This is a genomic window from Aeromonas sp. DNRA1, assembly GCF_963888745.1.
Classification (GTDB): Bacteria; Pseudomonadota; Gammaproteobacteria; order Enterobacterales; family Aeromonadaceae; genus Aeromonas; species Aeromonas hydrophila.
This window is the reverse complement of the sequence record NZ_CAWPKQ010000007.1, coordinates 97,904-111,800: the sequence shown is the minus strand read 5'-3', so window position 1 is coordinate 111,800 and position 13,897 is coordinate 97,904. Positions and strand designations below refer to the sequence as shown.

Sequence of the window (13,897 nt, the reverse complement as noted above, 5' to 3'; positions counted from 1 at the left end):
AATCTGAACATTAACTTTCTCAATATTCAACTTAAGAATTTTCCTACAGAGACTCTTATGGTCATCTTGGTGTTCAAACTTTATGCTAGACACCGTTAACTGTTGAACGTCCTCAATGGCAGTTAATCCATGCAAATTAAGAGGGTATGGGATGGGATAGCATGTCATCGCAGGTAATGGATGACCTTATATCCCTACTACATTCGGTATATGTAATAGATTCGGGTATAAAAATGAAAAAAGCACTTATTGCAGTGATGCTCGCCGGTGTGGGGATCTCTTTTGCGCACGCAGCAACCGTAGCAGGTCCTGCCACTGCGACCTGGAAAGCCACGGCAAAAAAAGATTCCACATCTGCTCTCGTGGTCACGCCGCTCAACAGCCTGGCATTCCAGTATGCCGAAGGCACTAAAGGCTTTAATACCGTTGATGGTCTGTTTGACGTCACCATCAAGGGTGATGCCAGTGCCACCGACTTTACCCTGAAAGCCAAAAAGCTGAGCGGCACCCTTAACCATCTGAGTGGTGGCTCGACTGTCGATGTTGGCGTGATGTGGCAGGGTACGCCTGTCAGCACCAGTGCTTACACCACCTTGATCGACACTGCAGCCGGTATCACAGGTGGCAACCTCGCCCCGCTGGCAGCCGGTTTCAAGGATGACACCCAGCGTACCACCGCACAGGGCGCTTTCAGCTTCAATATCGAGAGCGCCACTGTGAACGGTTCCACTGCGGCTTTTGAGACCCTGCCAGACGGTCAATGGAGCGGTGAAGTGAACGTCGAGTTCATCGCCAACTGGTCCTGATACGACATTGCTGCACAAAAGGGGCCTTCAGGCCCCTTTTCTATCCGGAATGATGCACATGCTTACCAGAATGCTACTGCTGCCACTTTTTATCTATCCGCTTGCAAGCCACGCAATCAATGTGGGGAGTATCACCACTTTTATTGATGTCGGTGTACAGGACGTCGCCAAAGAGGTTGAAAACAACAGCGATCAGGCCCGCCTGGTTACTGTTTCAGTTTCCCGCATCTCCTCGCCAGAAGAGAGCGGTGTAGAGCTGCCGATGACGGACGGCGAACTGCTGCTCTCTCCGGCGCGCCTGATGCTGCCCGCCAAGGCCAAAAACAACGTGCGCTTTTTCTATAAGGGTCCCGCTGATGATCAGGAGCGCTACTACCGCATCACATGGCGAGATACGGCCTTGTCCATGGATGAACAGCGCAACGAACGGCGTCAGGCTGTCGCCACTACATCAGCCATGATTGGCACCATTCTGGTCGTTACCCCACGTCGCAGCCGCTTTGATTATGCGTTGGAAAAGGATCAGCTGATCAATCGGGGCAATGCCTCGTACCGGGTTGTGGCCTATGGCGTGTGCCGTGACAAACCCGATGAGCAGTGCAAGGAGACCTATTACGACCTGCCGGGCAAACACCGAACCTTCAAGCGCGTCAACATCCATCATGACAAGAGTCACATAGGCCTCTGGCTCGGGCCGGAATTCGTGGTCGTCAAGTAACGCTGACTCTCATTGCTCAGAATTCTGGAGCCCAGATGTCTACCCTGCTCACCCACGCCGTACTGCTGGCAGTGTCATTCACGCTCACGGCATCTGCGTATGCAGACACGACAACACCACTGCGCATTGCCAATGTGCTCATTCCTGCCAGCTTTGCCCAAGCGCTGCAGGACGGGCTTGCGGTGCCCGTTCGCCTTCAATACACGGATACCGGACATCAGATTGATACGCTGACCGATGAGGCCATCGGCAATGCCACCTTGCTGCTGCAGGATGGCAAGCTACATCTGCTGAACATTGACTTCAGTGCCGGCCAACAGCAAGCCTTGTTGAACGACAAGCTGACCGCCATGCTCGCCAGTGAACAGATGCGTACATTTTCTGAAGAGGGTGCACTGCAGATCGATGACAACGCCAGCATGCAGCTTGATCTAGTCGCCATGTTGCTGACCATTCGCGTATCCCGTGAAGCATTCGGCCAGGCGCAACCGCAAGATGACAGCGTTGCCTTGACGCCGACCGTCGATACTCTGACCGGGGTGCATCGCTACAACCTGGGTTACTCCTTCGCCCATAACCGCAACAGCGGTCACAGCGATTCCAACTTTCTGCAACTGGACAGCGTGGTCGGTGCCAGTGCGCACCACATGGCCCTGAATGCCTCGCTTTACAACCTTGGCCAACCAGCCCAAAGCGGAGAGATCTACCGCGCCATGTATGAGCGGGATTTCGATGATCGCCGCATCGCCGCCGGTATGGTATCGACCTGGGATTTGCAAACGCTGGGCATGGTAACCGGCCTGAGCAGTGCCCGTATTTATGGCGCCTCTTATGGCAACCAGGCCCAGTCTCGCAAACAGAATGCGAGTCAATCCACGACCCCGGTGCAAGTCTTTATGCCCGCCAACGGTGAAGCGCGCGTCTATCGTGATGGCCGCCTGATTGGACTGCAAAACCTCAATATCGGCAACCAGAATCTGGATACCTCATCCTTCCCGAGTGGCGTCTATAACGTCACCGTTGAGGTCTATGTAGATGGGCGCCTCACCGACACCAGTACCCAGCGCGTCACCAAACTGGGTGGCAGAACGGGTTTCACACGGGAGTGGGGATGGCAATGGTGGGGGGGCGTGATGGAAGACTCCCATGACGGCGGCGATTCCCCTCTGCTGGGCATCTCGCTCGCCCGAACTCTGGAGTCGCTTGAACTGGCCGGCACTGCCTATGGTTTCAATGATGCAGTCGTCGCAGAATCCAATACAAGCTGGCAGGCAACCGAGCGGCTCACCGCACAGCTACAAACCATGCTGGCTACCGACCGTTCCTGGCGGGCGGCATCCAGCCTCGCCCTGCAGGCCCATGACAACGCCTCGCTCTGGCTCAGCCAGGAGAAACTGACAACAGGCAGTGCTTTGAGCGTCGGCGAAACCGAGCTCTACTCTGCAGGCGTCACCCTCAACCTGGGTGGCTGGATCAGCGGTCTTGGCCAGCTGACATTCAATACCACCCATGACCGTCAGATTGGCAGTGATCGCAGTTACGTGGATTATTACCAGCACCTTTATGCCGGCCGATACGGCAACCTGTCGATGCGAGCCAGTCTGCAAAGTGACGACAGTGCCTTCAACAACGTCAAGAACAAGAGCATCACGCTGGATTACTCAATCCCGTTCGACAACCTGTTCAGCCTGGGCATGAGCAGCAACGAGCAGGGTCAGACCACGGCCAACCTCAACTATCAGAAACGGATGGATGGCATCATCAATCTGGCTTCGTTCAACGCCTCGCGCATGCTGCATGGCAGTGACACGGACAATATGGCGCTTGCCGGCACATTGGGTTTCGAACACAGAGTGATAGGCGGCACCATGACCCTGGGACGGGGTGAGAGCGGCGATGTCAGCGGTAACCTCATCGCCCGTGGCGCACTGATCACGGCAGATGGCTCGCTGCTCGCCTCTTATCAAAGCAACGCAGGTGCAGGCATCGTCGTGCAAACCGGGATCGGCCAAGACGGACAGATGCTGGCCAAGGTCAACGGTCAGGACTATCCCTTGCAAGGGGAGCAAACCTTCCTGGCCCTGCAACCCTACCAGGAGTATGAAATCGAGCTCCTCAACAGCAAAACGGGCAGAGACAGCTACGACATCAGTACTGGCAGACAGCGCTACACCCTGTTTCCCGGCAACGTGGCCACCCTGGATGCAAGCAGCTCAATCAAAGAGATGGTCACCGTCTTTGGTGTGATACGAGCCGAGGATGGCAGCCCGCTGGCCAATGCCCGCATCGACAACCATATCGGCACAGCCATGACAAATGCCGCCGGTGAATTTTCTTTGGATGTGGATAAAAATCATCCCACATTAACATTTAAACATGGCGATAAATTTTGCGAAGCAGATATGGATCTTTCAAACCACACAGGAGCAGCCTGGTTAGGTGATATTTTGTGCAAAGGGCTTGAAAGTTACGCAATGAAGTAATTAACCAGGTACTACATGATGTTATCAAATATAAAGTTGTCGCTATTATCTCTAGTGTTATTTAGCTCGTTATCCGTACATGCCGTGTCTGTCAGCAACTTACCTTGGGCAACAGGGAGATACATGACGATAGAAGACAGAGACAACATTTATGTTGGGGCACTTTCAACCCAAGCGAGAATCACTGGTTCCAATAAATTCACATCACATCCAGATCATGGTGGCCTTTCTTATCTTTCAGATGGGCAAGACAGAACAATCCCTAGCCTATCTTGGGGGTTCAGATACAACATAGCAATATGGGAAGATAATCCACCAGTGTCAAAGCCCTATTTGGGGATACATTGCTGGAAGTATCAAGTTGGCTGCGACACATCTGTTTTTGAAAGAATTTATACCAGAATAAATAACCAAGGCTTCACACTGCATACCACAGATAGAGACTCACGACTTATTAATCCTAGAATAAGTCCTGCTTATATGAGTTTTCTTAGTGCGCAGCCGGTTGGAAGCAAATTCGACACCACAGTAAACTATTGTTGGTCAATGAGCTTTGCAAGTGATGCTGACTGCGTCACTAATAGTTCGATAGCTGCGGATAGGAATCGCTGGGAGAAAAGGCCTTTAACCTTTATCAAAGATGGGCATCTTCGTACATATAATAGCCTAACCTCTGTGGATATAATGATTGCCAGTGATGGTGACTTTTTTATTCTACCTACCTCCACTGACTGTGAGCGATTGATAGTGTCAGGAAAAGAGGGGGTTGCATGCCGCTTTTTAGATCATGAGTTTACTTTATCTTCATCTGCTAATATTGGCATATTATCACTTACCGCTTATACCAGAGATAGCAGATTATCCAAGGTTTCCAATGATGACTTCCAGATCAGCACAGACAAAAACACTTGGCATCAAAAAACAACACCTATGTCATTTAATGAACTAAAAAAGTCAAATTCAATTTATATATTCATGTCAAAAAATGCAATGAAAGAGATAGCCAAGATCCCACCCCCTCGCCGTCTAGCAAATATGTTTAGCTTGACCGTACGTAATTCATACCATCCAGGAAGTGGGTTTTACGAGTTGACAAGCTCAACCGATATCAATTTTATCAACAGACAGATGGCTGTATCAATCAGGGAGGCCAGTGGAATAACCAATCCAGTTAAAAGTGGCACTGTGGGCCGTGACAAGCTGGAATTTGAATATATTATCAGCGAATCCGCTACAGCGCCGTCAGAATCCCTTGAGGTCTCGGTCAGACAAGATACAGGAACGCCGTACAAAGGGCACTGCACCTTCTACCCCCCCAATAATATCAACCAGAATATGGCGGTTGCGATTCCTGCCAGGATCTTGTTCACCGATCGTATAGGCTCATACAAGAATATCTCCGCCCAGATAAACTGTGATGGCACACCGCTTGACCTGAAAAAAAACAGAATACTTGAGAGCCGCTCTTCCATTCCCTGGACAGACGAGGGCGGTGTTAACGGCGCTATCCGATTCTATGATATCAGCCTGCTATTTGACCTCCGGCATTATCTGGTACGCCAGACCATTGGAGGGGAGGCATGGGAAGGAGAGGTGTATCAAAGTGGTACCATCAGTGTAAAAAGCGTGTGGAAGTAAACAGATGGTATGGATGCGATTCAAAGCGCTGACGCTTATAGCCTTTGCTTGGCCAACCTTTGCCATCGACATCGGGGCGGCCACCACCGTCATGGCGCCCTCGGATGACTTTTTGGCCAAAACGGTCACCAACAACAATACGACCACCAAGGTATACGAGGTACAGGTTAGGAAAATCACGAATCCCACGGCCAGCGGGCAAGCCCTGGAGATGCCGGCGGGGGAGCTGCTCTATTCCCCGAAGCGCTTTGTGCTATCTGCCGGACAACAGCAGAATGTCAAAGTCTTCTACAAGGGCGTGGCGGACCATCAAGAGCGATATTATTGGCTGACCTTCATCGAATCTCCCACCGCTCAGCTGGCAACACAAGAAGACAGTGAAGCAAAAGGGACTCAAGAGATGAAAGTGGCGCTGCAATCCATTCTGGTAGTGCGTCCTCGCCAGGTACGTTTTGAATATCAGCTGGATCCGGCAAGGAGCAGCATCACCAATACCGGCAACACCTTCTTCGAATTCATAGTCAAGCGAGGTTGTGAGCAGCCGGACAGCGAGGCCGACAGCAAATACCTGCTGCCCGGCGAAACCTACCAGAACCCGAGGATCGGCCAAGCAGGCAACCAGAAGCTCATCGTCTACCAATCCCGGTTCATCCCGGTTGGCAAGGACTGCTGGCCTAACTAGCCGCTCGCAAACGGGCGACCGGGATTGGGCAATGCCCTGGCCATCAGGATGACAACGTGGCCAGCCGGGCGGCGAAGCCCATGAAGAACAGGCCGATGAGACCGTTGCCGAGCCGGGCGAGGCGTACCTTGCGCGCAAAGAAGCGGGCCATCAAGGTGCCGCCGAAGATCAGCAGGGTCAGATAGACGAAGCTCATCGCCTCCAGCATGCTCGCCAGCACCAAGTAGGAGACCCAGGTGTGGGCGTAGTTGAAGTCGACAAACTGCACGAAGAAGGAGACGTAGAACAGGATCGCCTTGGGGTTGGTGAGGCTCAAGGTGAGCGCCTTGGAGAAGTAGCGCTCGCCGTGTTCGACCACGGACGCCTGCCCTTCCCGCCTGGCGATGAAGTTGGCATGCAGGATTTTCACCCCCAGATAGAGCAGATAGAGGGCCCCCAGGTAGCGCACCAGGGTAAACAGCAGCGGGGTGGTGCGAATGAGGGAGGCGATGCCCAGATAGGCGCAGAAGATCAGAATGGCGTCGCCGACAAAGACCCCGAGGGCCGCCTGATAGCCCGGGCCAACGCCTCGGCTCGCCCCGGTGCGCAGCACATAAATCGAGTTGGGTCCCGGCGCTATGATAATGAAGAAGAGCCCGACCAGATAAGTCCAGACATTGATGACACCCAGACTCTCAAACATGGCGCGCCTCTCTGGACTTGGAAAACAACCCGCTCAGGCAGGTCCAGACGTTGATGACTCCCAGGCTTTCGAACATGTTCCCTCCATGGCGGGTGGTGACCCGGATAACACAGCGACGGCTTTCTATACTAATCCGCCGCCCGCTGAGCACAAGTGCCGATCCGTGATCGCTCGCCCCATTCTCTCACGGCACTCTTCCCGCCCCACTTTGTGGTGTCCAGACGCGTCGGGATCAGGCATGTTAAGCCATACCCAGACTCACAGAACCCGCCCTCATGGAAAAGAGCCTCAGTACCGATCAGCCACTCGCCGCAGCTACCGCGCACGACGCCTTGAATCGCACCAGCTATCCGGTGATCGCCGCCATCAGCTTCTCGCACCTGTTGAACGACATGATGCAGTCGGTGTTGCTGGCCATCTATCCGCTGCTCAAGCTCGGCCTCAACCTGTCGTTCGCCCAGATCGGCCTCATCACCCTCACCTACCAGTTTACCGGCTCGCTGTTGCAGCCGCTGATCGGCCTCTACACCGACCGCCGGCCCATGCCCTATTCATTGCCGTTCGGCATGGGCTTTACGATGATCGGCTTGCTGTCGTTGTCGCAGGCGGCCAGCTTTGGCGCCGTGCTGCTGTCGGCCATGCTGATCGGCATCGGCTCGTCGGTGTTCCACCCGGAATCTTCCCGGGTCGCCCGCATGGCGGCCGGCAGTCAGCCTGGGCTGGCCCAGTCGCTGTTCCAGATCGGCGGCAACCTGGGGTCGGCCATAGGCCCGCTGCTCGCCGCGCTGATCATAGTGCCGCAGGGCCAGGGCAGCGCGGCCTGGTTCTCGCTGTTCGCCCTGGTCGGCGTCATCGTGCTCAGCCTGGTCGGACGCTGGTCCAGCCATCACGCCGCCAACTTCCATAAACGGATGAAGGCGCACCTCGGTCACGGTCTGAGCCGCCGCCAGATAGGCTGGTCGCTGACCATCCTCGGCCTGCTGATGTTCTCCAAATTCTTCTACATGGCCAGCCTGAGCAGCTATTACACCTTCTACCTGATGGACAAGTTCAGCCTGTCGCTGGACAGCGCCCAGCTCTATCTGTTCACCTTCCTGTTTGCGGTCGCGGCAGGTACCGTACTCGGCGGGCCAATTGGCGATCGCATCGGTCGCAAGCGGGTGATCTGGATCTCCATCCTCGGCGTCGCCCCCTTCACCCTGCTACTGCCCCATGTCGACCTGTTCTGGACCTCGGTGCTCTCGGTCATCATCGGCCTGATCCTGGCCTCGGCCTTCTCTGCCATCTTGGTCTACGCCCAGGAGCTGGTTCCCGGCAAGGTCGGCACCATCTCAGGCCTGTTCTTCGGCTTCGCTTTCGGCATGGGGGGCATAGGGGCTGCTCTGCTCGGCCAGCTCGCCGATGCCACCAGCATCGAAACCGTGTACCGGGTCTGCGCCTACCTGCCGCTCATCGGCTTGCTGACCGCGTTCTTGCCAACCCTTAGAAACGGATAACGGGCCACCCCGCGAGGGATGCCACCAATAAAAAAACGCGGCCGAAGCGGCCGCGTCTGAAATTGATGAGGGCAAGGGTAGGTCAGCAGTACTGGCCAGCCACCCAGCCGCCAGGGCTACAGCCCCACTGGAAGTTGCCCCCCAAAGGCCGCTATCGCGCTCATCGACGATATAGAAGCAGCCTCCATCAGCAGTACTGGCCGGCTACCCAACCGGAAGACCAGGCCCACTGGAAGTTGTAGCCACCGAGCCAGCCAGTCACGTCCACCACCTCGCCGATGAAGTAGAGACCGGCCACCTTGCGCGCCTCCATGGTCTTGGAGGAGAGCTCGTTGGTATCCACCCCCCCCAGGGTCACTTCGGCGGTGCGATAACCCTCGGTGCCGTTGGGCAGGATCTGCCAATCCCCCAGCAGGGTGGCTACCGCCTCCAGCTCCCGCTCGTTGTACTGGCGCATCGGCTTGCTGATCAGCTGGCCCAGCTCCACCAGCTTGTCGACGAAGCGCTTGGGCAGCTCGCGCCCCAGCACGGTTTTCAGCTCCTGCGCCGGATGGGCCTGGGCCCACGCCCTGAGGGTGGCGGCGATGTCGAGCTCCGGCAGCAGGTTGATGTGGATCTTCTCCCCCGCCAGCCAGAAGGAGGAGATCTGCAGGATGGCGGGGCCCGAGAGGCCGCGATGGGTGAACAGCATGGCCTCCTTGAAACAGGTACCATCCTCGGCGGTCACCGCTACCGGCAGGCTGACCCCGGCCAGATCGGCGAAGGCCTCTTTCTCGGCCTGATGCAGGGTAAAGGGCACCAACCCGGCGCGGGTCGGCAACACCTTGAGGCCGAACTGCTCCGCCAGCTTGAAGCCGTAGGGGGTGGCGCCGAGTTTCGGCATGGAGAGGCCGCCGGTGGCCACCACCAGCGAGTGGCAGCTGATCTCCCCCTGACTGGTGGTCAGCACGAAACCCTCGTCACTCTTGCTGACGGTGAGGATCTCGGTCTGGAACTGCAGGGCCACGCCGGCCCAGTCGCACTCGGTCAGCAGGATGTCGACGATCTCCTTGGCACTCTCGTCACAGAACAGCTGGCCCAGGGTCTTCTCGTGATAGCTCAGTCCATGCCGGTCCACCAGATCGATGAAATCCTGCTGGGTGTAGCGCGCCAGCGCCGATTTGCAGAAGTGGGGGTTGGCCGACAGGAAGGCATGAGGACCAGCCTGATGATTGGTGAAGTTGCAGCGACCGCCGCCACTGATGAGGATCTTGCGGCCCGGCTTCTTGGCGTTGTCGAGCACCAGCACGGAGCGGCCCCGATAACCGGCCTGGGCCGCACACATCAATCCGGCCGCCCCGGCGCCGATCACCACCACATCAAACTGCTTCATCATCACTCACTCATCCAAAGAAAAACGACCCCTTTATACGAAGACCGTCTTTGTATCCGGCAGCAACCAGCAACGCGGTTTCATGGCTGCAACAATAGAAAACGGCCCCTGTTGAGAGGGGCCGTCATTGTACTGGCTGAACACTAAGTGTCCACGACTATCAGGCGTTGCCATCCATGATGCTGGCAGGGGCGCCCTTGGCCAGCTCGGCCAACTCCTTGTCGATGAAGTAGAGGCCCTTGCCGTCTTCACCCACCAGCGACAGGCGGTCGACGATGCTCTTGAACAGTTTCTCCTCTTCGTGCTGCTCGGCCACGTACCACTGCAGGAAGTTGAAGGTGGAGTAGTCCTGGGTGGTGAACGCCACGTGGGCCAGACCGTTGATGCACTTGGTGATGTGGTACTCGTGCTCGAGGGTGGTGCGGAAGATGTCACCCAGCGACTTGAACTCGTGGGGAGGAGCATCGATGGCACCCAACAGCGGCATGGCACCGGTCTCGCTCACGTAGGTGAACAGGCGCTCCATGTGCTGACGCTCCTCGACGGCGTGCTGGCGCAGGAAGTTGGCCGCCCCCTCGAAGCCCTTGTCCTCGCACCAGGCGCTCATCTGCAGGTAGAGGTTGGAGGAATAGAATTCAAGATTAATCTGCTCGTTCAACTTCTCGATCATGGCTTTGGCCAACATGATGATTCTCCACTGTGATTTGGTCACGATTGTCGCCACAGTTTCGTTATGAAGCAACCAGATACCGCTGCCCAAGCTCTCAGTTGTGACAGCTTTTCGCCTCATCCTATCCCCCATACGGTTATAGAGAAGCAAAGAAACATGGTGTAGGTGGATTCAGCCATTATGATGGCGCCAGTGGTCGGGGAAAGGATTCAATGAGATTCATAATGGCACTGGCGCTGCTCTGGATGACCCAGCTGCAGGCCACTCCCTCCTTGCTGAAAGAGGCTGAACTGCAGGCGGCGCGCGATCCCGTCGGCTATCTGCAACGCCTCGACGCCAACCCGCAGCAGGACATGGAGCAGTTTTACGCCAGAGCCCTGGCACAGGCCGCGCTGGGGCGCTATCCGCAAGCCCTGCTCGACAATGCCCGTGCTCGCGGACTGGCCAGTGCCCAGCAGGAGACCCTGCGCCTGCTCGACTTCCGCTTGCAGCAGATCGCCCTCACCCTGGATACCGAAGCGCCGGATCAGGCGCTCACTCTGCTGGAGCAGCTCAAACCCGCCGTCGCTGGCCATCCGCAACAAACCTCGGAGTGGCACGCCCTCAACGGGCTCGCGCTCTATCGCACCCAGCAGCTCAGTGCGGCGATCGCCGAGCTCAAGACCGCCTTTCGCCTCAAGCAGACGATACCAAACTCCACCATCGCCAGCCTGCAGTGCGCCCGCCTGCTGATGACCCTCGGCAACCTCTACGCCGACCTCAATCTGGCGCGGGAGGCCGAAAGTTATTATCTGGAGGCGCTACAGCGCATGGTGCAGCTGGACGAGCCCAACAGCCAGATCATCATCCGGGCCAACATGGCGCGGCTCTATATCGATACCGAGCGCCCCGCCCAGGCCAGACGGCTGCTGGACAATCTGCTGGCCAACCCGGCGCTGGCGCCGGACTACCGTGCCATCATCCTCGGCTATCAGGCCATGGCGCTCAATGCCGAGCGCGACTGGGCCGGCGCCCTGCGCACCCTGGACGAGGCGCAGGCACTTTATCAACAACTGGGCTACCCGGAAGCCGGGGTGCGCCTGCTGGAGACCCGGGCCAGGGCGCTGCAGGGCAGCGGCGAAAAGCAGCTGGCGCTGCAACTGCTGACCACCCAGGGGCCTGCCGGTGCCGGCAGCAAGGCCTTGCAGGCCAGCCTGCTGGCGGATCAGGGACGCTACCCCGAGGCCTATCAGGCGCTCAATGAATATGTGAACGACTACAAGCAGCACTTCAACCAGACCCTGAGCCAGCATGCCGCCGCCTTCCAGGCCGAGATGGATCTGGCCCGCAGCGAGGCCAGCAACCGGGTGCTGCAACAGGAGAACGAAAACAAGCGCCAGCAGCTGCTGCATCAGCAGAGTGCCCGCCACTACCAGCTGACGCTGGTCGGCCTGCTGGCCAGTGCCCTGCTGCTGCTGGGCGTCACCACCCACCGGCTGCACCGCAGCTCGCGCCACCTCTACAAGCTGGCCACCTTCGATCAGCTGACCGAGCTGCCCAATCGCCGCGCCCTGCTGGAACGGCTGGCCACCCAGTGGCAGCAAGAGGGCCCGCTCACCCTGCTCATCATCGACATCGATCACTTCAAGCAGATCAACGACCGTCACGGTCATCAGGCGGGAGACAGGGCCATTCAGCGGCTGGCGCGGGAGCTGAGATCCTGGGCACCCGACCTGCAACTGGTCGGGCGCTGGGGCGGCGAAGAGTTTCTGGTAGCGGTGCCGCTGCCGGCGGCGGATTGCTGGTATCTGGCAGAGCAACTGCGCCTGCGCATCGGCCAGATCGACACACCCCGCATGACCATCAGCATCGGGGTAGCCGGTCGCTCGGCCGCCGACGACGAGCTGGGTCAGCTCATCCACCGAGCCGACATGGCCATGTATCAGGCCAAGCGCCAGGGCCGCAACCAGACCATCCTGGCCGCGGAGCCGCTCAACCTGGAGCAGCCGGAGGCCCTGGCCAGCAGCGTGGCCTGACTTCAGCCCCAGGCTTAGGGCAGCAGCTCGCTGAGCGAGGCCAGATCCACCGGCGCGCCGTAGTCGACGCCCGGCAGCTCGAAGCCGTTGAGCTGCATGAAGTCCTGGCGCAGCCCGGCAAAATCCCCCAGCGCGTGGAAGTTGTCCGGCGTCACCTTGGACCAGAGCGCCGAGACGGCAGCCTGAATGGCCGGGTCGAGTTCGTGGTCATCCATCCGGATCAGCCTGTTACCGTCGGCAACCACCCCTTGCGGGCCGTACATCTTGGTGGCGAACAGCCGCTGCATCTGCTCGATGCAGCCCTCGTGCACGCCGCGCTCCTTCATCACCCCCATCAGCAGGCCCAGATAGACCGGCAGTACCGGAATATAGGCGCTCGCCTTGGTCACCAGCGCCTTGCAGACCGATACCCAGGCGTGGCCGCCAATCTGCGCCAGCTGCAGGTTGATGGTCTCGGCGGTGGCGTGCAGATGCTCCTTGGCATAACCGATGGTGCCGTCCCGATAGAGGGGGTAGGTGGATTCGGGGCCGATATAGGAGTAGGCCACCGTCTGGGCGCCGGGTGCGAGGCAATCTGCCTGCTGCAGCGCCTGCAACCAGAGCTGCCAGTCCTCGCCGCCCATCACGCTGACGGTGTCGCGGATCTCCTCCGGCGTGGCGGGCGCCAGCGACTGCTGCACCAGCGTATCGCGCTCCAGATCCAGCCCCCAGCCGCTGAATGGCTGGCCGGTGGTCTTGAGCACGGAGCGCACTTGTGTGCCGTCAGGCAACACCCGGATGCCGCTCGCCAGCGAGTAGATCACCAGATCCACCTGCCCCAGCTGCTGGCGGATGGTGTCGATGGCCTGCTGACGCATCCCGGTGGAGAAGGCATCCCCGATCAGATTGATGGCGATGCGGCCGGCCTGCTCCGCCTCCTTGCGAAACCAGATGTTGTTGTACCAGCCGGCGCTGCCCGGTCCCTTGTCGGAGGGGCCCCGCTCGAACGATACGCCGACGGTGTCGGCCCCGGCTCCGAAGGTCAGGGCGATGCGCGACGCCAGCCCGAAGCCGGACGAGGCGCCCAGCACCAGCACCCGTTTCGGCCCGTTGAACGGGCCTGCCGCCCGGATCCGCTCGATCTGCTGCAACACGGCGGCACGGCAGCCGATGGGATGGCAGTTGCGGGCGACGCAGCCCTGGATCTGTGGGTGAATGATCATCAAGGAGTCTCCAAGGAATCAATACGATACGCGAAATGACAGTGCAGACCGACCCGTATCCAACCGGGATCCGGTGTTCAATGGCCGGCGACGGTCTGCCAATGGAACTGGCTACAGCATAACCAAGCGAGAC

11 protein-coding genes are annotated in these 13,897 nt (G+C 58.1%); 7 read left to right on the top strand and 4 right to left on the bottom strand.

What is annotated here, in order from left to right; genetic code table 11:
- The first annotated feature begins 233 nt into the window (after window positions 1-233).
- The 5 genes from ecpA (at window position 234) to AACQ43_RS19755 (ending at window position 6,327) form a co-directional block, all read left to right on the top strand.
- Window positions 234-806 (top strand): common pilus major fimbrillin subunit EcpA, encoded by a 573-nt coding sequence (gene ecpA, locus AACQ43_RS19775; RefSeq protein ID WP_168968435.1) that lies wholly within the window; start codon window positions 234-236, stop codon window positions 804-806.
- 58 nt (window positions 807-864) lie between these two features.
- Window positions 865-1,524 carry an EcpB family pilus assembly chaperone gene (locus AACQ43_RS19770; protein WP_168968433.1) on the top strand — a complete coding sequence of 220 codons (660 nt, stop codon included), beginning with the start codon at window positions 865-867 and terminating at the stop codon, window positions 1,522-1,524.
- Window positions 1,525-1,559: 35 nt separating this feature from the next.
- Window positions 1,560-4,007: a fimbrial biogenesis outer membrane usher protein gene (locus AACQ43_RS19765; RefSeq protein WP_168968431.1), complete on the top strand. Its 2,448-nt coding sequence runs from the start codon at window positions 1,560-1,562 to the stop codon at window positions 4,005-4,007.
- A 123-nt stretch (window positions 4,008-4,130) separates the two neighbouring features.
- The gene (locus AACQ43_RS19760) at window positions 4,131-5,645 is read left to right on the top strand and encodes a hypothetical protein (RefSeq protein WP_168968429.1); all 1,515 of its coding nucleotides are present in this window, start codon (window positions 4,131-4,133) and stop codon (window positions 5,643-5,645) included.
- A gap of 13 nt (window positions 5,646-5,658) precedes the next feature.
- The gene (locus AACQ43_RS19755) at window positions 5,659-6,327 is read left to right on the top strand and encodes a fimbria/pilus periplasmic chaperone (RefSeq protein WP_228520049.1); all 669 of its coding nucleotides are present in this window, start codon (window positions 5,659-5,661) and stop codon (window positions 6,325-6,327) included.
- 43 nt (window positions 6,328-6,370) lie between these two features.
- Here the strand turns inward: AACQ43_RS19755 and leuE are convergent, their stop codons facing one another.
- Entirely contained in the window at window positions 6,371-7,009 is a 639-nt protein-coding gene (gene leuE, locus AACQ43_RS19750) for a leucine efflux protein LeuE (RefSeq protein WP_011704095.1), read from the bottom strand.
- 275 nt (window positions 7,010-7,284) lie between these two features.
- On the opposite strand from leuE, the gene AACQ43_RS19745 reads away from it, so the two are divergent.
- Window positions 7,285-8,505, top strand: a complete 1,221-nt coding sequence (locus tag AACQ43_RS19745) for an MFS transporter (protein WP_168968425.1) — start codon at window positions 7,285-7,287, stop codon at window positions 8,503-8,505.
- A 187-nt stretch (window positions 8,506-8,692) separates the two neighbouring features.
- Here AACQ43_RS19745 and AACQ43_RS19740 read toward each other — a convergent pair whose 3' ends face one another.
- Together AACQ43_RS19740 and ftnA are read right to left on the bottom strand one after the other, a co-directional pair.
- A complete protein-coding gene (locus AACQ43_RS19740; protein WP_211162619.1) occupies window positions 8,693-9,877 on the bottom strand; it encodes an NAD(P)/FAD-dependent oxidoreductase in 1,185 nt (394 codons plus the stop codon).
- Between the two features lie 160 nt (window positions 9,878-10,037).
- The gene (gene ftnA / locus AACQ43_RS19735; RefSeq protein ID WP_016348910.1) at window positions 10,038-10,562 is read right to left on the bottom strand and encodes a non-heme ferritin; all 525 of its coding nucleotides are present in this window, start codon (window positions 10,560-10,562) and stop codon (window positions 10,038-10,040) included.
- A 209-nt stretch (window positions 10,563-10,771) separates the two neighbouring features.
- Between ftnA and AACQ43_RS19730 the strand changes: the two genes are divergently transcribed.
- Entirely contained in the window at window positions 10,772-12,562 is a 1,791-nt protein-coding gene (locus tag AACQ43_RS19730; RefSeq protein WP_168968457.1) for a GGDEF domain-containing protein, read from the top strand.
- 14 nt (window positions 12,563-12,576) lie between these two features.
- On the opposite strand, the gene fabV is transcribed toward AACQ43_RS19730, so the two are convergent.
- Window positions 12,577-13,764, bottom strand: coding sequence for an enoyl-ACP reductase FabV (fabV, locus tag AACQ43_RS19725; RefSeq protein ID WP_168968423.1), 1,188 nt, complete (start codon window positions 13,762-13,764; stop codon window positions 12,577-12,579).
- Window positions 13,765-13,897 lie beyond the last annotated feature (133 nt).